Source organism: Lacticaseibacillus chiayiensis (assembly GCF_004123795.1).
GTDB classification, from domain to species: domain Bacteria; phylum Bacillota; class Bacilli; order Lactobacillales; family Lactobacillaceae; genus Lacticaseibacillus; species Lacticaseibacillus chiayiensis.
This window is the reverse complement of record NZ_MSSM01000006.1, coordinates 20,127-40,716: the sequence shown is the minus strand read 5'-3', so window position 1 is coordinate 40,716 and position 20,590 is coordinate 20,127. Positions and strand designations below refer to the sequence as shown.

The 20,590-nt window shown below is 49.3% G+C and carries 21 protein-coding genes; 13 read left to right on the top strand and 8 right to left on the bottom strand.

All coding sequences use genetic code 11. The features are described 5' to 3' along the window. Positions 1-5: 5 nt before the first annotated feature. From BVJ53_RS03615 to BVJ53_RS03585, 6 genes are all read right to left on the bottom strand, one after another. Positions 6-1,919 (bottom strand): ABC transporter ATP-binding protein, encoded by a 1,914-nt coding sequence (locus tag BVJ53_RS03615; RefSeq protein ID WP_129301192.1) that lies wholly within the window; start codon positions 1,917-1,919, stop codon positions 6-8. Then, the gene (locus BVJ53_RS03610; RefSeq protein WP_129301191.1) at positions 1,906-3,732 is read right to left on the bottom strand and encodes an ABC transporter ATP-binding protein; all 1,827 of its coding nucleotides are present in this window, start codon (positions 3,730-3,732) and stop codon (positions 1,906-1,908) included. Before BVJ53_RS03610 ends, BVJ53_RS03615 begins: the two co-directional genes overlap by 14 nt. A 53-nt stretch (positions 3,733-3,785) precedes the next feature. Then, positions 3,786-4,697 (bottom strand): sensor histidine kinase, encoded by a 912-nt coding sequence (locus BVJ53_RS03605; RefSeq protein WP_129301190.1) that lies wholly within the window; start codon positions 4,695-4,697, stop codon positions 3,786-3,788. Continuing rightward, positions 4,684-5,388: a LytR/AlgR family response regulator transcription factor gene (locus BVJ53_RS03600; protein WP_129301189.1), complete on the bottom strand. Its 705-nt coding sequence runs from the start codon at positions 5,386-5,388 to the stop codon at positions 4,684-4,686. The genes BVJ53_RS03605 and BVJ53_RS03600 overlap by 14 nt, the downstream gene beginning before the upstream one ends. 156 nt (positions 5,389-5,544) lie before the next feature. After that, complete coding sequence (locus BVJ53_RS03595; RefSeq protein ID WP_129301188.1) at positions 5,545-6,426, bottom strand: aldose 1-epimerase family protein; 882 nt, start codon at positions 6,424-6,426, stop codon at positions 5,545-5,547. Positions 6,427-6,705: 279 nt separating this feature from the next. After that, the gene (locus BVJ53_RS03585) at positions 6,706-7,704 is read right to left on the bottom strand and encodes a tagatose 1,6-diphosphate aldolase (RefSeq protein ID WP_129301187.1); all 999 of its coding nucleotides are present in this window, start codon (positions 7,702-7,704) and stop codon (positions 6,706-6,708) included. Positions 7,705-7,922: 218 nt separating this feature from the next. Between BVJ53_RS03585 and BVJ53_RS03580 the strand changes: the two genes are divergently transcribed. The 7 genes from BVJ53_RS03580 to BVJ53_RS03550 all read left to right on the top strand — a co-directional run bounded on the left by BVJ53_RS03580 (position 7,923) and on the right by BVJ53_RS03550 (position 13,050). Continuing rightward, a complete protein-coding gene (locus BVJ53_RS03580) occupies positions 7,923-8,417 on the top strand; it encodes a PTS sugar transporter subunit IIA (RefSeq protein WP_129301186.1) in 495 nt (164 codons plus the stop codon). Between the two features lie 4 nt (positions 8,418-8,421). Then, on the top strand, positions 8,422-9,201 hold the full coding sequence (locus tag BVJ53_RS03575; RefSeq protein ID WP_129301185.1) for a TatD family hydrolase: 780 nt from the start codon (positions 8,422-8,424) through the stop codon (positions 9,199-9,201). Continuing rightward, positions 9,198-9,767, top strand: coding sequence for a ribonuclease M5 (gene rnmV, locus BVJ53_RS03570; protein WP_129301184.1), 570 nt, complete (start codon positions 9,198-9,200; stop codon positions 9,765-9,767). Before BVJ53_RS03575 ends, rnmV begins: the two co-directional genes overlap by 4 nt. Then, complete coding sequence (gene rsmA, locus BVJ53_RS03565; RefSeq protein ID WP_129301183.1) at positions 9,754-10,650, top strand: 16S rRNA (adenine(1518)-N(6)/adenine(1519)-N(6))-dimethyltransferase RsmA; 897 nt, start codon at positions 9,754-9,756, stop codon at positions 10,648-10,650. The genes rnmV and rsmA overlap by 14 nt, the downstream gene beginning before the upstream one ends. 109 nt (positions 10,651-10,759) lie before the next feature. Continuing rightward, positions 10,760-11,011, top strand: a complete 252-nt coding sequence (locus BVJ53_RS03560) for a Veg family protein (protein WP_129301182.1) — start codon at positions 10,760-10,762, stop codon at positions 11,009-11,011. A 230-nt stretch (positions 11,012-11,241) separates the two neighbouring features. After that, complete coding sequence (gene ispE, locus BVJ53_RS03555; RefSeq protein ID WP_129301181.1) at positions 11,242-12,120, top strand: 4-(cytidine 5'-diphospho)-2-C-methyl-D-erythritol kinase; 879 nt, start codon at positions 11,242-11,244, stop codon at positions 12,118-12,120. A gap of 51 nt (positions 12,121-12,171) precedes the next feature. Further along, a complete protein-coding gene (locus BVJ53_RS03550) occupies positions 12,172-13,050 on the top strand; it encodes a cation diffusion facilitator family transporter (RefSeq protein ID WP_129301180.1) in 879 nt (292 codons plus the stop codon). Between the two features lie 99 nt (positions 13,051-13,149). Here BVJ53_RS03550 and BVJ53_RS03545 read toward each other — a convergent pair whose 3' ends face one another. Continuing rightward, positions 13,150-13,911 (bottom strand): ABC transporter permease, encoded by a 762-nt coding sequence (locus BVJ53_RS03545; RefSeq protein WP_129301179.1) that lies wholly within the window; start codon positions 13,909-13,911, stop codon positions 13,150-13,152. After that, a complete protein-coding gene (locus tag BVJ53_RS03540) occupies positions 13,908-14,558 on the bottom strand; it encodes an ABC transporter ATP-binding protein (protein ID WP_129301178.1) in 651 nt (216 codons plus the stop codon). Before BVJ53_RS03540 ends, BVJ53_RS03545 begins: the two co-directional genes overlap by 4 nt. Before the next feature lie 220 nt (positions 14,559-14,778). Between BVJ53_RS03540 and purR the strand changes: the two genes are divergently transcribed. The 6 genes from purR to BVJ53_RS03510 all read left to right on the top strand — a co-directional run bounded on the left by purR (position 14,779) and on the right by BVJ53_RS03510 (position 20,536). Then, the gene (gene purR / locus BVJ53_RS03535; RefSeq protein ID WP_010490963.1) at positions 14,779-15,627 is read left to right on the top strand and encodes a pur operon repressor; all 849 of its coding nucleotides are present in this window, start codon (positions 14,779-14,781) and stop codon (positions 15,625-15,627) included. After that, a complete protein-coding gene (locus BVJ53_RS03530; protein WP_129301177.1) occupies positions 15,624-16,796 on the top strand; it encodes a VanZ family protein in 1,173 nt (390 codons plus the stop codon). The genes purR and BVJ53_RS03530 overlap by 4 nt, the downstream gene beginning before the upstream one ends. Before the next feature lie 237 nt (positions 16,797-17,033). Continuing rightward, a complete protein-coding gene (gene glmU / locus BVJ53_RS03525) occupies positions 17,034-18,422 on the top strand; it encodes a bifunctional UDP-N-acetylglucosamine diphosphorylase/glucosamine-1-phosphate N-acetyltransferase GlmU (RefSeq protein WP_129301176.1) in 1,389 nt (462 codons plus the stop codon). Positions 18,423-18,519: 97 nt separating this feature from the next. Beyond that, on the top strand, positions 18,520-19,494 hold the full coding sequence (locus BVJ53_RS03520; RefSeq protein ID WP_129301175.1) for a ribose-phosphate diphosphokinase: 975 nt from the start codon (positions 18,520-18,522) through the stop codon (positions 19,492-19,494). 190 nt (positions 19,495-19,684) lie between these two features. Beyond that, complete coding sequence (locus tag BVJ53_RS03515) at positions 19,685-20,014, top strand: ASCH domain-containing protein (RefSeq protein WP_129301174.1); 330 nt, start codon at positions 19,685-19,687, stop codon at positions 20,012-20,014. 96 nt (positions 20,015-20,110) lie between these two features. Then, positions 20,111-20,536 carry a hypothetical protein gene (locus BVJ53_RS03510; RefSeq protein ID WP_129301173.1) on the top strand — a complete coding sequence of 142 codons (426 nt, stop codon included), beginning with the start codon at positions 20,111-20,113 and terminating at the stop codon, positions 20,534-20,536. Positions 20,537-20,590: the final 54 nt, after the last annotated feature.

Genomic DNA, 20,590 nt, shown 5'->3' with positions numbered 1-20,590 from the left:
CTTTGCTAATCCGCCACTGCCGTCGTAGTAGCCGCAACCTTTTTCCGAGCCGCTTTGATGCGGTCTTTCGTGTAATATTGGGCCTGGGCGTTGAATAGATCTCGGTAAATACCCGGATGCGCCATAAGGCTGGTGTGGGTGCCGTCTTGGACGATTTGACCGTGATCAAGGACGACAATGCGCTGGGAGAAACGGGTGGAGCTCATTCGGTGTGAGACATAAATAGCGGTTTTGCCTTCGATAAGTTCGTCGAAGCGCTGGTAGATTTCATATTCGGAAATCGGGTCAAGTGCTGCGGTGGGTTCGTCCAGAACCATGATCGGCGCATCTTTGTACCAAGCGCGGGCGATGGCGATTTTCTGCGCTTCGCCACCGGAAACGGCTACCCCATCATCGCTCAAGGCGGTAGTGATTGGCGTGTCGATGGTTTTCGGCATCCGCTTGACGCGATCTACCACATCCGCCACCTTCAAAGCTTCCCAAACTCGTTGACGGTCTGGTTCGGTCGTGGCGGCGACATTTTCCGCAATGCTGTAAGCAAAAAGGCGGAAGTCTTGGAAAACGACGCCCAAAAGACTGCGGTATTCGTCTTCGTCGTATTTCTGGATGTCAATGTCGTTTAACGTGATGGTGCCTTCAGTTGGCTTAAACAGGCGTACCAGCAATTTGATTAGCGTCGTTTTGCCGCTGCCGTTGCGGCCAACCAACGCGAGCCGTTCACCGATATTAAGAGTCAGATTAACGTGACGCAAAGCCCACTGGTCGCTACCGGGATACTTGAAACTGACGTTGTGAAACTGAATGGCAAATTCGTTGTCGTTGCGCTTTTCTACTGGAAGTGTGCCCGATTTGTCGTGATCCGGCAAGGCGAGAAAGTCTGCGTAAAATTGCAAGTAATCGACCATGTTGACGTACATGCCGACTTGCTGCAGAAATTGATAGGCAGCCGTCATCAGTTGTTGAAAGTACCCGACGGCGATCATCACACTGCCAATGGCGATGATGCCCATTAATGCTTTGGTGCCGACTAGAATGTACAAACCGATGACCGCCAACGCAATGGCTAGGTTAGGCCAGTGACCGAACTTGGCCATTTGCCAATAACCTTTGCGAAGTTCGTCAAAGAATTCATTGTTGTCATTGCGTTCATTGTTCATGACTAAATGGGCTGCTTGATAAAGGCGAATAACTTCATGATTATCCATATTTTCCGTGAAGTGGTAAAAGTACGTAAATCGGCGATTGCTTGGGATGATTTTCCTGATAAGTTCTTGTTGAATCTGATTAGTGTGGTGAATACTCCAGCTTCCAACGACAATCGGGAAGATTAGTAGCGCCAAAATCAATAGTGGATAGCGAAAGTCGTTCAGCCAAATTGTTACGTGGTTAGTTGCCCGTGCCAGACTGATCAAAGTGGCAACACCGAAGCCAATCGCAATGATTAGCGAAAAGAAATCTTGCATGCCATCTTTCATGAGCGAGGTCATGCCGCCATTAAAAGCTTGCCCGGCTTGAGCACCAGCATACTGTTTACGCATATCTGGATCCTGAAGGGTGGTATAACTCACCGTCAACAATTTCTCGGTTGTTGCGCGGGTGAGCCGCCTGTTTACGCCGCTTTCATGATCTTCGGCTAATTTAGCAAACCATTGACTCGACAGTTGAAGCAGGTAACGAATGGCTAGAAACAGACCGACAAGGAGCACCATTTGCGGGAGCGTTGCATGTTGTTGTAACTGATTAAGCACCAAGCCGAGGAAAGCGATGTTTAGGTAAGGAATGCCGACAGTCGTCAATGCACGGAGGAATTCGACCGGAATTGCCAAAGGATCGAGACTTTGAATCACGTGCACCACCCGCAAAGCACGATGAACAGTTTGTTTGGGCATAGTTTTTTCTGAATTTTTAGAAGTTGCCATCAGCAATGGCCTCCTTTGCATCCGGTTGATAGTATTTACTTTGAATTTGATACATTTGCGCGTAACGGCCGTCTTTGGCCATGAGCTGCTCATGCGTCCCGGATTCGAGTACCTGCCCATGATCCATAAACAGGATGCTGTCACAAAAGCGGGTTGAGGCTAATCGATGAGAGATGAACAAAGAAGTTTTACCAGCAGCTAATTGCGCGTAATCCTGATAAATCTCATTTTCAGCAATCGCATCAAGGGCAGCGGTTGGTTCATCCAAGATCAAGACAGGCGCATCTTTGTATAGTGCCCTTGCCAACATGAGCTTTTGTGCCTGGCCGCCGGATAATTCAACGCCGTCATCTCTGGTATAACGGGTCATGGGCGTGGCAGTGTTTTGCGGCAGCGTTTTGACGAAGGTTCCCAAGCCGGCCTCGGCTAATGCGGTTGTGACCCGGTTTAGATCCGGATACTCGGTCATCGCAACATTGTTGGCTAAACTCTGGGCAAGAATAATGGTTTCCTGAAAGACAGGGGCAAATAATGCAAAACGTTCTGATAGTGGTAAAAGATTGGCATTTAGCCCGTTCACGGTGATGGTGCCGCTTGTCGGATGCAACAAGCCCATCATGAGGCGGGCAAGCGTTGATTTGCCAGCACCGTTAACGCCGACGATCGCCAACTTTTGTCCGGCTTTCAGCGTGAAGCTGACGTCTTTAAGACTGGCACTTTTGGCCCCCGGATATTGATAAGTGACGTGCGAAAACGTAATGGTAACAGGTCGTTTTGCTAACTGCTTCTGCTCCGCCTCCGTGAGTGTGCGGTTTGGGGTTTGCGGTTGTAAATTCATAAACTCGCGGACTTCCTGTAAGTCGACGCTGGCGTTTTGCAGGTTGCTGAAGTCGGTTAAAAGCTGATCCAATAAGGTGATGAAACTATTGGTCATCCCGAACATTAAAGTGAATTGGGCAATGGAGAGACTGCCGCGGACGATGGCAACAATCAGGGTGCCATAAACAATGGCATCGCGCACTAAACCAGCAAGTTGCCCGATTTGCTCGCCGAGAAAGCGACGCACCGAGTTGCGGCATTGCCAGGCATCTTGCAAGGCGAGCAGACGATCAAGGTGGTGATGATACCAGTTCGCCATGCCAAACATCCGGATGTCTTTACCATTTTCCAAGGCGTAGGCATTGCGGGTGATGTAGTCTTGTTGGCGCCCTAACTTGTTCCACTTGACATTATTTTGTAGATACCAGTGACGGTACCAACTCATGCCAGCATAACTGATAGCCGCACTGACCAGGACCAGCGCAAAGACCCACGGAACGGCAAATGATAGTGTCGCTAGGAATACGATTAGCGTTGTGAGGTCTACTAGCATTCCACGGCCATACAGATAGATAGCTTCGGCGCCGGCATATGTGTTGCTCAGCCCTTTTTTGAATGCAGTGTGCGATAGCCCTTGGAGTTCGCCGCTGCTGATCTGGTCGTAGTCAAGATCCCAATGCTTTTGGTGAAAGTCCAGTTCGATAGCGGCTCGTAAAGCGGAACTCGCGACGCTGTCATGGGTCAGCAGCAGGTAATTGACTTCACTGGTCAGAGCGAGTCCCAGTCCCGTTAGTGTTGCCAGCCAAGCAAATTGCCCCAGCGTAGCATGTCCGGTAATCGCCCCGACCAACAGCGCCGGCGTAAAAACGCCCAGCAATGCGGCCGCTGCCTTATCAATGGCAAGGCCGCTTGCTGTCCAGGCTAAGGAAGGTTTATCTTTGCGCAGATACTTGATGTACCAGCGCAGGTTGTTCCATAAGCTATATTTTTTCATCCCACTCACCTCGTTGATCTTAACCTACCAAAAAACCGACCTGCTGGCGCAAATTATGCGTGAGTGGTCGGTTTGACTGCGTGAATGGGAATCGCAATTTCAGTGACGAAAACCTTATCCTCATACTGACGATTAATCATCCCGTCGTACTTGGCGACGAGCTTATTCACCCGCCGAATCCCGAGGCCGCGTTTATCACTTTTAGTGGAAGCGTATTGATAGTCAATCACCTGGTCAGCCGGACGGGTATTGGTGACGGAGATGTAAAACTGTTGCTTCACAATTCCGATATAAAGTCGCAATTGCCGCTTTTCATCAGCTGGTTGTTCACTGATGGCTTCAATAGCGTTATCCAGCAAGTTGCCTAAAATCACCACTAAGTCCACGTCTTTAATGAGTGGCGTATTGCCCACGATGACCTTTTCGTTAACCGGAATCTGCAGGCGTTCCGCAAGTGTGAGTTTTGCGTTAACGATGGCATCAAGCATGGCATTGCCGGAATGGACGAGCGGATCGACAGCGTCCAGTTTATCTTCCAGTTCATTCAAATATTGGCGTGCGCCGGTCGTGTCTTGATTGTCTAGGTAAGCTTTCAAAGCTTGAAGGTGGTCATGATAATCGTGCCGCCAGCCGCGCATGTTAGCGTATAGCTCCTGCACTTCCTGTGAGTACTGTGCCATCATTTTATCCAGGCTGCGCGCAAACACCGCGTCCTGATCGCTGAGAAACTGGCGAATCAAGACAAATTCCAAGCTGCCTGCCAGCGCCGTGATGACGAAAAGCAACAGGCGCACAATTGGTTGTGGCCATAGCCACCAGCTGACAAGTGCAACAGCCACAATGATGAGGTTCAGCCAGCGTACAGGCCAGTTTTGTTGGCGGCGAAAAATCCACCACAATTGCCAGAGACAGCCGACTGTCAAGATCATAAACGCAGCTAGCTCAATCCAATCAGTCACTGTCATCGGTCAACCCCCGGAAATGTTTGAAAAAGGCTTGCTTAACCACCGGCGCCTGTTGTCGGGAAACCGGGTAAGTCGTCCCATCGGCCATCGCAACAGTGTGATGATCCAGCTGGGACAAAAAATTCAGATTGATGACGATGGACCGGTAGATTTGAATAAAGTTGTCATCTAAATGTGGTAGGAAGTCTTTTAATTGGCCGCTAACGGTGTACGTTGTTTTCTGAGTATGCACCTGCAACTGATGATTCGTGACTTCAATGGCGCTGATGTCGTATAACGGCACACGGGTAAGGCCGCTGGGAGTTTGCAACGGCAGCAATTTAGGTTGGGTGCGGGCAGCAGTTTTGTCGATTAGATGTTGTAACTTCTCTTTGGTGAGGGGTTTGATGATGTAGTCAATGGCGTTGACATCATAGCCGTCAAAAACAAATTCATCGTAATTGCTGACAAAAGCGATGGCAGTATCGGGATCGTGTTGACGGATTCTTTTGGCAAGTGTCATACCATCCATCCCTGAGCCGAGTTTGATGTCTAGCAAAAGAAGATCCGGCGTCCGTTCGGCGAAAAGGAACTGTTCCGCACTTGCATAAGCCGCCACTTGCAGCGGCTGTGACGGCTGTGAGAGTTGTTGAATCAGTTTAGTCGTTGCCTTGCGCGTCGCTGCTTGATCATCAATGAGTGCAATGTGCATCTGGAATCATCCCTTTCGCCAATATGTTTTTATTTTACCGCAATGAGTCAGATGATCCGGTGTATTTGGCTGAATTTCACGGAATGTAGGCGAGAAATGCCGAACCATGCAAAAAAAACCGCCCAGGCTGAGCTGGACGACTTAAAAATAGATTTTTTAATTCAAAGCAATCTTCAATGCCAGCTGCTTGTTAGCGCCTGCTGATAGCGTCGTGTTGCCGAGCTTGGTGTACCAATCGGATGGCTCGCCGGCTTGATCAGGCAGACCGTCAAATGGCTCAACGGCGATGAATGGCGCCTTTTTATGTTCAGGACTCCAGATGGTCAGATAAGGGAAGTCGTTGATGTCGAGCGTGACGCTGTGGTCGTGGTGTGGCGATGACAACGTTGCCTTCATGATTTCGCTGTTGGCAAGGATGACCAAGCCGCCGTCCAACAATTCATGCGTCAACGGCAGCTTATTGCCTTCTACGCCGGGAATGTCCTCGACGTCGCCATTACGGAACGGTACCGGCCCGATACCAAAACGCTGGAGGGGACTGTTCAACGGCTCAACCGTGAGATCATAGTCATCAAAGCTGCCATCAGCTTTCAAGGCCACATTGAATGCCGGATGGAAGCCGAGTGCGAACGGCATTGAATTCTTGTCATCATTCGTCACGGTGTAATGAATACTGAGCCCGTCTTTGTTCAGCATGTAGGTGACAGCTAATGTGTATTTAAACGGGAATTTTTTTAAAGTCTCGGCATTTTGATGTTGCGTGAAGGTGACGGCTGAATCGCTTTGATCGCTGACGTCAAAATCGTAATCGCGGGCAAAACCATGCTGCCCCATTGGGAAAGTCTTTTCGCCTAGCCGATACTGATCTTCATTCGATTTGCCGATCGTAGGAAAAAGAATCGGTGCATGGCGTTTCCAGAAAGCCTTATCGCCATTCCAGATATACTCGTAGTTGTCGCTTTTGTTAACTAAAGACTGCAACTCGGCACCGCGTTCGGCAATGCCTGCTTTGAACTGATTATTTTCAATCGTGATCAAACAAATTACCTCCTAGTATGGGAAAACGCATTCATAACTAGTCTACCACTGTGCTGTTGGGCTGCAATGGCTAGTTCATATTTATGTTTCAGCAGTTTACCCTCACCATAACGCGTTCACCGGTGCAGGGGCCTACGTGTAAGGACCTTGGTCGCGATGTTCAAAGTCCGATCAACGACCAAGGCCACTTACACTCCGGCCCCTAATCGCGTCAGTTCACGTTCAAAAAAAGACTGACCACAATGCGGCCAGCCTTATCACTTACTCAATTTATCAGAACTAACCTTCAACCTTGTTGGTCCAAGGGGTAGCAGTTTCAGCTAAAACCTTGTTCAAACGATCGATGTTAGCTTTGCCATCGGTTTCCAGCCACTTCTTACCAGCAGCTTCGCCCTCAGCAGCAAATGGCTTAACACCTGGCTTCCAAGTTGCCCGGCCGCAGAGGACACCATTAAAGGTTGAACCTGCTTCCTTGGCGAATTTAAGTTCTTCGAGGAACAATTCGTTGGAAACACCGGCAGACAAGAAGATGAATGGCAGATCCGTTGCATCGGACTGTGCCTTGTAGTATTTAGCAGCTTCTTCCTTGCTGTAAACCGGCGTCACACCTTCGTCGGTAAAGCCTTCAACAAACTTCTGGTCAACCGGAACTTCAAGCTTCAAAACGGAAACATTGTATTGCGGCTTGCTGAATTCCTTGGTGATCTTGATCACCTTTTCCGGCTTAGCCTTGGCCCATGCCGCTGTGCCGGTTTCGTTGGTCTTGCCATCGTAAGAAACCAGTTCAAGGAAGAGCGGCAGATCGTTTTCCTTAGCTTCGGCACCGACACGTTCAACAAAGGCATACTTGCGATCGTTGATGGCGTCTGGTTCGTCCGGATCGATGTACAGCAAGAACTTAACCGCATCGCCGCCTTCGTTCTTAATGCGCAAAGCACTTTGGTTGTCGATCAAATCAGGGAAGCGGCCAGGTTCGGTAGCATCGTAGCCAGTCTTTTCATAAGAAAGCAACAGACCTGACTTAGGATCGCGTACCTTAGCAGCCGGTAAGCCGTATTCCGGATCCAGCAAAATGGCACTGGCGTATTTGGTTAATTCTTCAGAAACAGCCTTTTTGAAATCAACGATGGTGGTTTCATCAGCCGGCTTGTTGGCTGCAGCTGCGAGCATCTTCTTCAGGGAGCCGCGTTGGTCAATGGCCAAAGCAGAGATCACATTGTCGTCATTGGACAATTGCTTCAAATGTGCTAACTGACCAGCAGTAAGTTTAACAGACATGTAAAAATACCTCCTAGGTAATCCTTAAATGTTCAGTACAAGGTCAGTATAGAACAAAATGACAACAATAGACATTTTTCGCCGATTATTTTCATGAAAATCAAAGAAAATCGGTGAATAATTGAAGCTATCACCAAAAGCGGAACGGATCATGAGCCAGAGCAAACAGCGTGCTATACTCTAACCATATCGAATTTACGAAAAGATAGGTGAAACACTTGGCTGAATTTGGCACGACCCCGTTGGTTTATTTTTTGCACACACCAACGCAAGAAGACTTTTTTAATGTGATCAGTCACGAGCTCGTGGCTCAAAAGGTGATGCTGCCAGCAGGAAAGACAGCGTTGATCGAGCGTGAAAAGACGTTCCCGTCCGGCATGCAGCTGAATCAGCTTGCTGATCGACTGCCTAACATTGCGATTCCGCATCTGGAAGGCGACTTGGTGCAACAAGCGCGATTAGTAGTGGTTCATTTTGAAATTCCCGTTGCGTTTAAGGATTTGGCCGATGCCAGCCGGTTATTGCCAGTTGAGTGGGCGTTTATGCTGATGAATCCGGTACCCAAGGAGCAGCCGATGCGAATCGCTCAGTTGATCCGCGCGTTGACTCAGTCGCCAGTGGTGCAGTTGCAACACCTGTTTGCTGCTGAGAAGCCGAGTCAGGTGGCCCGTTTGTTACCGCCATTAATGGCAGAAGCAGAAAGAAAGCAGTGATTGAATGGATATTTTTGATTCGCATACCCACTTAAATGACACCCCTTATCACGGCAAGGAAGCCGATTACATTGAGGCAGCGCGGCAGCTGGGCGTCAAAAAGATGGCGATTGTCGGCTCTGATACGGCGTTGAATGCTGGCGCTTTGGCATTAGCACACGAGTATCCCAACTTATACGCCATTGTCGGGTGGCATCCCGAGTCGAGTCAGGATTACGACGCAGCAAAAGAAGCATTGTTGCTGAAGCAGTTGGCGGATCCTAAAGTAGTGGCGTTAGGAGAAATCGGGTTGGATTACCACTGGGACACCTCGCCGCGCGAGATCCAACGCCGCGTCTTTCGCCGTCAGCTAGATTTGGCCCGTTCCTTACACATGCCGGTGTCGATCCATAGTCGCGATGCGTTTGAAGATACTTACGATATTTTAAAAGCAGCACATGTCGAAGAATTTGGCGCGATCATGCACAGCTTCACCGGCGATGCAGACTGGGCGCGACACTTTTTGGACTCGGGCCTATATATTTCATATTCGGGCATTGTTAGCTTCAAAAACGCGCCGGAAGAACATGCCAGTGCCAAAATCATTCCGAGCGACCGCTTATTAGTAGAAACCGATGCGCCGTACCTGACACCGACACCGTACCGCGGCCGGCAAAATCAACCAGGCTACACACGCTATGTGGTTGAAGCATTGGCCAAACTGCGCGACACCACCCCTGAGGTTATTGCCCAACAGACCTGGGACAATGCCCACCACATTTTCAGATTAAAGGAAGACGCATGACAACGATTAAACAAATTGTGGTTGTAGAAGGCCGCGATGATACGAAGCGATTAAAAGAAACTTTTGGCGATATTGATACCATTGAAACCCGCGGCAGTGCGATTGACGAGGCGACGTTGGCGCGCATTCGCCAGGCTCAGGCTAAACGCGGGGTGATTGTCCTTACCGATCCGGATTTTCCCGGTGAGAAGATTCGTAAAACAATTTCGCGGGCTGTTCCAGGTGTGACGCATGCCTTTTTGCCGCGGGCTGAAGGGGTTCCGGCACATAAAGGGTCACTTGGCATCGAGCATGCGACGCCGGCAGCCTTGCGCGCGGCACTTCAGCACTTATTTACCGAAGCGCCGGATGCGCCACAAGTCATCAGCCAAAAGGATTTGCTGACGGCCGGCCTAATTGGCGGTACGGACTCGCGATACCGGCGCGAGCAGCTTGGCGAGTTGCTTCACATCGGCTACACGAATGGCAAACAGTTGCTACGCCGGCTGAAGGAATTTCGCATCACGCGGGCGGCGTTTTTTGCGGCACTTGATCAGGTGAATGGAGGCCGACATGACCATGCATGAAAAAGTCGCACAGCCAGCCGTGACCAACGCTATTTTGAAGCGCCATGGCTTTCACATGCGTAAGGGTCTCGGACAGAACTTTTTGACGGATCCGAACATTTTGCAAAAAATTGTGGCGGCAGCCGATTTGTCGCCGCAAGACGATGTGATCGAAATTGGTCCCGGCATCGGCGCTTTGACGCAGTTTCTCGCTGACAGTGCTCATCATGTGGTCGCATTGGAAATTGACGAGCGCCTGTTGCCGATTTTGGCCGAGACGCTGGCTGATTATCCAAATACTGAAGTGGTGAACGAGGACGTTTTGAAAACCGACTTGAGTGCGCTTGTGGCAGCCCATTTTGACGGCCAACATACCCTAAAGGTGGTTGCGAACCTCCCTTATTACATCACGACGCCGATTTTACTTCACCTACTGCGAGCACACTTGCCGTTGCATAGCATGACCGTGATGATGCAAAAAGAGGTTGCAGCGCGATTGAGTGCAGCCCCGGGGTCGAAAGATTATGGAAGTTTGAGCATTGCTGTGCAGCTGGTGGCAGATGTGCGGACGGCTTTTACGGTCAGCCGTCATGCCTTTGTTCCGGCACCTAATGTCGATTCGGCGATTGTGACGTTAGCCCAACGTTACGAGCCACTGGCAGACATCACCAACCCAGACGGTTTCGATCGCTTGGTACGCGGCGCATTTGCATCCCGGCGGAAAACGCTTTGGAACAATCTGATTGTGTTATTTGGTAAGGAGAACAGGGCCGCGATTCGCACAGCATTGGCCGCGGCAAATATCGCGCCTGAAACGCGGGCAGAACAGTTGGCAATTGCAGACTTTGCACGGCTGGATACGGCGATACGAGCAGAAGGGCTTGACGTGCACGCTGACGCCTGAAGCGACGCAGTTATGACGCGTCTGTTATTACTTGCGATCAGCAAGACTGCGTGGTATAATTGCAAACTTCTTGCTTTCGTGGTAGAATGCTACTTAAGAGGTGAAGTGCATGCCAATCACACTAGCAAGCATCAAACATAAGCTCGATGGAAAAATCGGTGAGAACTTAACGGTCGTTGCACAAGCTGGACGCAAGAAAGTGACGCGGCGGCGGGGGACCTTGAAGGAAACCTATCCGGCTATTTTTGTGGTCGATCTTGACCAAAGTGAGAATGCGTTCGAGCGTGTCTCTTACAGTTACGCAGATCTTTTGACCAAGTCAATCAAGATCACCTTCGAAGGCGAAGAAAAAGCGTCATAATTTCAGATAGTAACCGACGATTAAATCGTTATTTCGGGAGGCCCTGATGCATTTTGCATCAGGGCCTTTTGCTTGCCGTTAACTTCTAACGCTGTTTTTAAAATCCGGCAATGAAAATCACAACACAAAACAGTATACTAAAAATAACTATACGGAAGATGCATGCAACGGCGTTTGTGGCGGCCAGATATGAGCTACAAATCCATGCATCACCAGAGACTGGTGGTTAGATGGAACTAATCGAAAAGGCACCGGCCAAGATTAATCTCAGCCTGGATGCTTTGTATCGTCATGCTGACGGCGAGCATGAGTGGCAGATGGTCATGACATCAGTTGACTTGGCTGATTATGTGACGATTCAGCCGAACCTCACGATCAAGGTTTCCACGGACAGCGGCTTTTTACCGGAGGATCCGCGTAATCTGGCCTATAAAGCGGCAGTGGCGTTACAGCGTCATGCCAATATCCGCCAAGGGGCGCGGATTCATATTGAAAAGCATATTCCAGTTGCGGCTGGACTGGGGGGCGGATCAAGTGACGCTGCTGCCGTGTTACGCGGCTTGAATTCGCTTTGGAAGTTAGGCTATAGTCGTTCGCAATTGGCGCGGATTGGACTAAGTGTGGATAGCGATGTTCCGTATTGCGTTTATTCGGAGACGGCGTTGGTCACGGGACGCGGGGATGTTGTGACGCCGTTGGGTAGCTTACCCAATTTTTGGGTCGTCCTTGCCAAGCCGCGGGTATCGGTGTCGACACCGAGCATTCTTAATGCTATCAACTATCAAGCCGGGCTTGAACATCCGAAGACCCAACGTGTTGTCGCCGGGATTCAGAACCATGATTTTAATCAAATGATCAGCGGCATGGGGAATAGTCTGGAGAAAATTACGGCCAGTCGGTACCCCGAGATGACGGCGCTTAAACACCGGCTAGAGAAGTATGGCGCCGAGATTGCCCAGATGTCCGGCAGCGGCCCGACCGTTTTTGGCCTTTGCCAAAAGCATTCGCGGGCAATGCGCGTTTACAACAGCATGAAAGGTTTTTGCAGGGAAGTATATTTGTTGCGGCCGTTTTGTTTGCCAGCAAATGGTCGTAGGCTTAGGGGTTGATTTTTAGGGATCACTAAACCATGATGGGGGAAGAAATGAGGCATTGACGATATGGAACAGGTTCAGCCAAACAAGGCGTTTTTTTGGGGTATTTTGCTTAATCTGGTTTACATTATTGCGGAAATTGCTTTTGGGATCGGGATTGGTTCGGTTGCGTTGGTTGCCGATGCGATTCACAATATGAGCGATGTTTTAGGCTTAGGGTTGGCGTGGTTTGCCGAGTGGCTATCCAATCGCCATCCGACCGTTCAGCGTACATATGGTTACAAAAGTTCATCGATTCTGGCCGCTTTGGCAAATGCAGCCTTTTTGCTAGTGGCAATGGGCGCGATCATTGTCGAAGCGATCACCCGTCTGTCGCAAAATGCGCCGGTTGAAGGCGGCTGGATGATGCTGGTTGCCGGAGTGGGGATTTTGGTCAACGGCGCAACTGCAATCCTTTTCCACAGTGGCTCGCAACACGATTTGAATATTCGCGGTGCGTTCATGCACATGGCAGCCGACGCCGGCGTTTCGTTGGGCGTTGTGTTCGCCGGGGGGTTGATTATGCTGACGGGCTGGGAATGGCTTGATCCGGTCATGTCCATTGTGGTCGCCATTATGGTCTTGATTGGTACCTGGAACCTATTGCGGGATGCTGTCAACCTCGCCATGGCGGCCGTTCCCAAGGAAATTGATCCGATTGCCGTCAAAACCTTGGTCGATGCCTATCCGACAGTTGCCTCGTGCCACGATCTGCACATCTGGGCACTCAGCACAACCGATGTCGCGCTGACGGTCCATGTGGTTCGAACGACACCTGAAGGCAACGACGCCTTTCTAGACGCCTTGAGCCTGTCGCTGCGTGAGAGTTTTGACATCGCACACACGACCATTCAAGTCGAATATGGCCCGTTCTTGCCGGATAACAAGATGGAAAATCCTTACTGAACGCTCAGCATTTTGGAATTAAAAAAATTGCTGCAGAAGTAATTTGACTTTACTTCTACAGCAACTTTTTATGCTTGTTTGATGCGAACTGGCTAATGATTATCGTAATTGCTTTTGATCATTATAAAAGCGTGGATAACTGCGATAAACGGCAATGAAGCTGCCGAGACTCGTGGCGCCCAGTAACATAAAGGTGACCATGATCTGGTACATAATGGCTTTTGTTGGATCAATGCCGGCAAAGATCAGACCGGACATCATGCCGGGCAAGCTGACCAGCCCGACCGTTTTTGCTGAATCGATTGTTGGCGCCATGCCGGTTTTAATGGCGTTGACGATGAGTTTTTGACTGGCTTGTTTAAGGTTGGCTCCCAGGGCAAGACGCTCGAGGACTTGCGGTCGCAAATCCGTGAATTCGGTGTTGAGGCTGCGGTATGCCAAGCCGGTCGCTACCATGACGTTACTGGCAATCATGCCGCTGATTGGGACAATTTGTGCAGGAATGAAGCGAATGGCGCGGACGGAAACCAGCATAATCAGCGTGAGCCCGGTTGCTGTCGTAACGGCCAGCAAGCTAGTGACAAACGCATCGGGAATGGTGCCGGCACGCTTTTTGGCGTTCCACGCAGCGTTGAAAATAATGATGGCCACCATGGCTAGCGTTAACCAAACCGTGTTGACTTTAATAATATAGGTCAAAACAAAGCCGACAACCGTTAGCTGAATGACCGCACGCACGACACCGACGATCAGATCTTGGGTCATCCCCAACGCTTCTTTAAGATTGATGGCCAGCGCAATGACGACTAGGATGAGCGCCAGTAGCAGTGCCAGAGGTGATACAATTAACTGACTATTCATGCTAGCGTTACCTCCTCAAATTGGCCGTCTACCAACGTCATGAGATTCTTTGCCATGTGCAATTCGCTTTCGTCATGAGTCACGCTGACAAGGGTAATCCCCTTTTTGTTTTGGCGGTCCAACAGGTTGTGGATCACAGCTTTTGTGTCCGGATCCAATCCGGTCGTGACCTCATCCAGCAGCAGGACTTTAGGCGGAAAGAATAGATGACGCAATAAAGCAACGCGCTGTCGTTCACCGCCGGACAGGTTTTGTGTTGGTGCGTCGAGCATGGTTTTCGCCAGATCGACGCTTTCCAGCGCGGCTTCAGCTTGCTCACGCGGCATTTCAGTGTTGCGAATCGTGAATGGAAAACGTAGATCATCGGCCACAGTGGCACCAAACAAGGCAGGTTGCTGGGCGCAATAAGATACTTCGCGCCGATACAGAATTGGATCGTAATCAGACTGAGGCTTACCATTGTATAGAATCGTGCCACTTGTCGGCGTCAGTAGCGTGGCAAGCAGGCGCAGCAGCGTACTTTTGCCAGACCCGGAGTGCCCGGCAATGGTAAGATCAATTCCCCAAGGAATATCCAGATTGATGTCATTTAGGATAGCCGTTTTTGTTGGCGCAAAAGTCATATGGTGTAATTCAAAAGCATTCATACTTTTCCCTACCTCTCTTTATAACCATTCTAATATAGAATGAGGCGGGAGACCACTGATACGACTTGTAAGGTGAGAGACGTAAAAATGAACAAATGCGAACGTTCGGTGAGAAATTCGATTAAAAGGGTCGAAATTTTCGGCAAAAGCATTTATACTTGGTAAGATTATCACGGAATGTTAGCATTAGGCTAAATATTCGGAGTTAGGAGCGGAACAAATGAAAGTAAGACGCAGTGATCGCTTGATCGATATGACCCGGTACTTGTTAGAACGGCCGCATACGCTGATACCGTTGACTTTTTTTTCTAAGCGGTATGAAAGTGCCAAATCCTCGATTAGTGAGGACCTGGCAATTGTAAGACGGACCTTTGCGCAACGACAAACCGGAATTCTTGAGACGGTTCCGGGAGCGGCCGGCGGTGTGCGGTACATCCCGATCATGGGCGAAGATGAGGCCGAGAAGTTTATTGCTGCCATGGCTAAGCGGCTGTCGGAAACTGATCGCCTGTTGCCAGGTGGCTATGTTTATCTTTCGGATTTGCTCGGGACGCCTAGTGTGTTACGACAAATTGGCCGGTTGATTGCCACCCAGTATCGCGATGCCAAGGTCGACGCGGTGATGACCGTTGCGACCAAGGGTATTCCCATTGCCCAAAGTGTTAGCCAGTATCTGAATGTGCCGTTTGTCATCGTCCGACGCGATTCCAAAATTACTGAAGGCTCGACTGTTTCCGTCAACTATGTCTCCGGGTCCTCGGCGCGGATCGAGAAAATGGAGCTGAGCAAGCGTAGTCTTCCGGCAAATTCGCGGGTACTGATTGTCGACGATTTCATGAAAGGCGGTGGCACGGTCAATGGCATGAAGGCGTTGATTGACGAATTTAATGCCGAAATGGTTGGCATCACCGTCTTTGCAGAAGGCAAGTTCGATGGTGATCGGATGGTCAATGAATATACATCACTGATTCGGGTTGATAAGGTTGACACCAAGGCGAACACCCTCCATGCCACCGCCGGGAACTTTCTTAGTCAGAATCAGCAGCTGCTTGAGGTGAGCCATCAATGAGTGCTTACCTCGGACCGGTTAAAACGGCACTGATCACGTTCCCGTTTTTAGCATTAGTGCTTGCGCTACCGTTTCTGGTGATTGTTTATCGGCGTTACGGTGCGTTTAGCTGGTGGCGGGCGATCGTGATCTATTCGTTCATATTTTACCTGTTATCAGCTTATTTTCTGATTATCTTACCGCTCCCGTCACGCGAGGCAGTTGCGCAGTTTACCGGACCAAAATATAATCTGATTCCGTTCATGGCTTTGCGCTACTTTATTCACACGACGGTCTTTTCTCCGACCAATCCGCACACATGGTTGGCGGCGTTGAAACAATCCGCGTTTATCCAGCCATTCTTTAACATCGTCTTGACGATCCCCTTTGGTTTTTATCTGCGCTATTATTTTAAACGCAGTGTGCCGCAGATCATCATAATGAGCTTTGGCTTGAGTCTTTTCTTTGAACTGACCCAGTTGTCAGGGCTGTATGGCTTCTATCCACGGCCGTATCGACTGTTTGATGTGGATGATCTGATTCTTAATACTACTGGCGGCTTGATCGGTGGTGTTTTGGCTCCCATTCTCATGCAGGCGTTACCGTCTCGGGATACGATGGATGCCAAAAGTCAGGCGCGCGGTGTTCGGGTGACGTTGATGCGCCGCCTAGTTGCTTTTTTTATTGATTTTATGATATTAAGCACCATCGTTAGCTTGATGATCAGGTTTTTGTTCCGCTTACTTGGGTGGGCACAGTTGCCGGATTTCTTGAGCGAAATGGTTTTGCCACTGTTCTTTGTTTTCGTTATCTGGCCAGTCTTTAATGATGGGAAAACCTTAGGCAAGAGCTTGGTTCGGATTAAAATTGTTCGTACTGATGGCCGTCCGGTTGGTTTTTGGCGACTTCTGTTGCGGGAAGCTTTGTTATATGGCCTAGCTTATTCAAGTCTGATTGGCGCTAGCAATTTTTTGATTGAGTATGTTGTTTTAGGACATCAGACTGAGATCAATCTTGCCGCATTGGGATTCTTTGGCTTAATATCGGTCCTGGTTGTTCTCAATTTCATTTGGGAAACGTTCACGCGGCATTATCGCTTCTTCTACGATGCGTGGGCGGATACCACTCAGATTAGTACATTAAAAGTTTCGGCTGATGTTAAGCAACACACCGCTGATGACGAGCAGTGACGGCAGTTTTTGGAAGCAGATCCGTGCGCAGGCGGATCTGCTTTTTGCGTGAGCGTGAACTGGCGTGGTTAGGGGGCGGAATGTCAGTGACCTCAAGCTAAATGGCCAACGACCAGCCATTTAGGCTTGAGTCCGCTTATGTTTCGGTTTCTAACCGGCCCAGTTCACGCTCACTTGTTGTCTCCCCTGCCACGCTGGTCTATTATGAAATAAGACAATTAGGAATGGAGCATTAGCATGTCAAAGAAATTCACCATCATTCTTGCGGCCGGTAAGGGGACGCGGATGAAGTCGAAATATTATAAAGTTTTACAGCCGGTTTGTGGTAAGAGCATGGTTGAGCATGTGGTGAGTCAGGTTGGGGCGATTCATCCGGACGCCATTGTGACAATCGTGGGCCACGGCGCTGAAGCGGTTGAGAAAACGCTTGGCAGCCGGACTGAATTTGTTTTACAAGAAGAGCAACTTGGTACTGGCCATGCAGTTTTGCAGGCTGAGCCGTTATTAGGCCAAAAAGACGGCTCCACACTGATCATGAGTGGTGACACGCCGCTGTTTACCGCGAAAACGTTAAATGACTTGTTTGCCTATCATGAAGCGAAGGGCGCAAAAGCCACTATTTTGACGGCCAATGCTCCTGACCCGACTGGATATGGCCGGATTATTCGCGACGCTGATGGCAATGTTGTTAAGAATGTCGAACAAAAAGATGCCACTCCGGAAGAAGCGCTCATTTCCGAAATCAACACGGGCGTTTACGTTTTTGATAACCAGTCGCTGTTTAAGGCATTGCATCGGGTTAAAAACAACAATGCGCAAGGCGAGTATTATTTGCCGGACGTTCTTGGTATTTTGCGTGAAGCCGGGGAAAAAGTGGCCGCCTATCAAATGCCGGATTACACAGAATCGTTAGGCGTTAATGATCGCGTTGCATTGGCCAAAGCGACACGCATCATGCAGCAACGGATCAACGAACAGCATATGCGTAGCGGCGTTACCTTGATCGATCCGGCAACCACTTACATTGATACGGATGTTCAGATTGGCGCTGACACGGTTATTGAACCCGGCGTTTATTTGAAGGGTGAAACCGTCATCGGTGAGGATTGCCACATTGGCACACATTCCGAACTCATCGATGCCACGCTGGAAAACGATGTAACCGTCACGAGCTCGACCATTGAGCATGCCATCATGCGTGCCCACAGCGACATCGGCCCTAACTCGCATTTGCGGCCGGATGCCGATATCGGCGAATATGTCCATCTGGGGAACTTTGTGGAAATTAAGAAGGCCAAAATCGGTGCGCGTACTAAGGTCGGCCATCTCACGTATGTTGGCAATGCAACACTCGGTACTGACATAAACGTTGGATGCGGCGTGGTATTCGTCAACTACGACGGGGTTAAAAAGTGGCAAAGTACGATCGGCGATCATGCGTTTATCGGATCCAACTCAAATATTGTGGCGCCAGTTGAAGTGGCAGATCATAGCTTTATTGCGGCAGGGTCGACTATTACTAAAGACGTGCCATTTCATGCAATGGCCATCGCCCGTGCCCGCCAAACGACGAAAGAGGATTACTGGAAACGGTTGTCGGTCGCGAACGATCCAGATTGGAATTAGGTTATAATTCGTCTTATGTGCTTGCTTTTTTTCGTCAATTCGCTAAGCTTTTTGTGGAACAATTTTTCGCAGCCTATAATAATTCGTGGAGGAAGATATGTCTGAGCAGTACGGTGACCCGAGATTAAAGATTTTTGCCTTGAATTCGAACAAACCGTTAGCAGAAAAAATTGCTGCTGAGGTTGGTGTCAAGCTGGGGAAATCCTCAGTGAAACGTTTTAGCGATGGAGAGATTCAGATCAACATCGAGGAAAGTATTCGTGGGGATGATGTTTATCTGATCCAGTCGACATCCAGCCCAGTGAATGACAACTTGATGGAATTGCTGATTATGATTGATGCGTTGCGGCGGGCATCTGCCCACACCATCAATGTTGTGATGCCTTATTACGGTTACGCTCGGCAAGATCGCAAAGCGCGTTCACGTGAACCGATTACGGCGAAACTGGTTGCCAATATGCTTGAACGCGCGGGCGCGACCCGTGTGCTGGCGCTTGATCTGCACGCTGCCCAAATTCAAGGTTTCTTCGATATTCCAGTGGATCACCTTGTGGGTGCGCCTTTGTTGGCCGACTACTTCTTGCGGAATCATTATGACGGTGCCGACACCGTTGTCGTTTCACCCGATCATGGCGGGGTTACCCGCGCCCGTAAGTTAGCAGAATTCCTTAAAGCACCAATTGCTATTATCGACAAGCGGCGTCCGCGGCCAAATGTTGCCGAGGTCATGAACATTGTCGGTAACGTGACTGGGAAGCAATGTATCATCATCGATGACATGATCGATACTGCCGGAACCATTACACTTGCAGCTCAAGCCTTAAAAGATGCCGGCGCAACTGAAGTTCTGGTAGCCGCAACCCACGCAATCTTCTCTGGCCCGGCGGTGGAACGCTTAACCCACTCAGCCATTGAAAAAGTCGTTGTCACCGATTCAATTAATTTGCCAGCTGATAAGCACATTGACAAACTCGATGTTGTTTCCGTGGGACCGTTGATGGGTCGCGCTATCATGCGGATTCAGGAGAACCGTTCCGTGACGCCGTTGTTTGAGAACCGGTTTACGAAATAACTTAAGAAAGCAAACCAAAAGCTGCATCTTCATTTGAGATGCGGCTTTTTATTTGTTGAATTATAATTGAGAAACAACCAACATGACCATTCTTATATGAATGCTAGCGCCTAACGGAAAGGCTCGTAGGCTGTCGAATTCGGCTAAAGTTTAGGATTTGCGCAGATTCTTGCGGAAAGAAGGTGACAATATGAAAATGGGGCTCATGCACGATCAATTTGAGCTGGTACGAGAAGGCAGCAAGACTATTGAAATCAGATTAAATGACCAAAAGCGGCAGCAACTGCGGGTGGGTGATCTGATTGTTTTTGAAGATTTGGTGACACAGCAGCAAATGAGTAAACGGGTCGCTAAACTTGAAAAATTCGCCAGTTTCGCGCAATTATATGATCATTATCAAGGAACCAGCGTAGGCAGCGCCCCAACTGATTCAGTGGCTAAAATGGTTAGTGATACTTACCGGATTTATTCGAAACAGCAGGAAGTCGAATATGGTGTTTTAGCGATTCATTTGAAATAAGATAAGGTGAAGACGCTTTTTCCGCATAAACCAATGACACGAATGTGTATCTGCTTGCTGACAGCGGCTTTGGCGTCAGAGATAGGATTGTTGCCTATGCAAAAGCGAATCAGATTATTTGCGGCATATGCCTTATTAACGTTGTTCTTTCACTTGAAAAAGACGAATGGACTTAGCGTCGGATTGACACTCGGCGACGTTTATTTACTAGTGAGCTGGTTAGGGGTGGCACCGAGTTTTCTCGATAAAATCGAACGTAACGCACAACGCTTGGCGACTACCGGTCGATCCACCAAAGATTACGTCGCAGAAATGAAAAAGGACATGAATGTCTATCAGAATTTCATTTACAGTACGACGCCAGTCATGGCCTCAATATTGGAAAGTGGCGGAATCGATCGCATCAGTGCTTTCATTGTTCGGTTTGCCTTTCAGTTATTTCTGGTTTTGACTGCCCCGTTGCTCTGGATCGGAGCACTGCTCATCAAATGGCTGAAGTACGTTTGGCGGCGACTCAATTGACACACTTTTTGTAGAATAACAGCGAAGACCAAAAAAACGGTTCAGGTGAGCTTT

Bases quoted from the DNA above. Each gene is read 5' to 3' on its own strand.
- BVJ53_RS03575 (WP_129301185.1), top strand. From the start codon at position 8,422: ATGGATATTTTTGATTCGCATACCCACTTAAATGACACCCCTTATCAC.
- BVJ53_RS03545 (WP_129301179.1), bottom strand. From the start codon at position 13,911: ATGAATAGTCAGTTAATTGTATCACCTCTGGCACTGCTACTGGCGCTC.
- BVJ53_RS03585 (WP_129301187.1), bottom strand. From the start codon at position 7,704: ATGTCTGTTAAACTTACTGCTGGTCAGTTAGCACATTTGAAGCAATTG.
- rnmV (WP_129301184.1), top strand. From the start codon at position 9,198: ATGACAACGATTAAACAAATTGTGGTTGTAGAAGGCCGCGATGATACG.
- ispE (WP_129301181.1), top strand. From the start codon at position 11,242: ATGGAACTAATCGAAAAGGCACCGGCCAAGATTAATCTCAGCCTGGAT.
- BVJ53_RS03560 (WP_129301182.1), top strand. From the start codon at position 10,760: ATGCCAATCACACTAGCAAGCATCAAACATAAGCTCGATGGAAAAATC.
- BVJ53_RS03515 (WP_129301174.1), top strand. From the start codon at position 19,685: ATGAAAATGGGGCTCATGCACGATCAATTTGAGCTGGTACGAGAAGGC.
- rsmA (WP_129301183.1), top strand. From the start codon at position 9,754: ATGACCATGCATGAAAAAGTCGCACAGCCAGCCGTGACCAACGCTATT.
- purR (WP_010490963.1), top strand. From the start codon at position 14,779: ATGAAAGTAAGACGCAGTGATCGCTTGATCGATATGACCCGGTACTTG.
- BVJ53_RS03540 (WP_129301178.1), bottom strand. From the start codon at position 14,558: ATGAATGCTTTTGAATTACACCATATGACTTTTGCGCCAACAAAAACG.
- BVJ53_RS03605 (WP_129301190.1), bottom strand. From the start codon at position 4,697: ATGACAGTGACTGATTGGATTGAGCTAGCTGCGTTTATGATCTTGACA.
- BVJ53_RS03530 (WP_129301177.1), top strand. From the start codon at position 15,624: ATGAGTGCTTACCTCGGACCGGTTAAAACGGCACTGATCACGTTCCCG.
- glmU (WP_129301176.1), top strand. From the start codon at position 17,034: ATGTCAAAGAAATTCACCATCATTCTTGCGGCCGGTAAGGGGACGCGG.
- BVJ53_RS03600 (WP_129301189.1), bottom strand. From the start codon at position 5,388: ATGCACATTGCACTCATTGATGATCAAGCAGCGACGCGCAAGGCAACG.
- BVJ53_RS03615 (WP_129301192.1), bottom strand. From the start codon at position 1,919: ATGGCAACTTCTAAAAATTCAGAAAAAACTATGCCCAAACAAACTGTT.
- BVJ53_RS03550 (WP_129301180.1), top strand. From the start codon at position 12,172: ATGGAACAGGTTCAGCCAAACAAGGCGTTTTTTTGGGGTATTTTGCTT.
- BVJ53_RS03510 (WP_129301173.1), top strand. From the start codon at position 20,111: ATGCAAAAGCGAATCAGATTATTTGCGGCATATGCCTTATTAACGTTG.
- BVJ53_RS03610 (WP_129301191.1), bottom strand. From the start codon at position 3,732: ATGAAAAAATATAGCTTATGGAACAACCTGCGCTGGTACATCAAGTAT.
- BVJ53_RS03520 (WP_129301175.1), top strand. From the start codon at position 18,520: ATGTCTGAGCAGTACGGTGACCCGAGATTAAAGATTTTTGCCTTGAAT.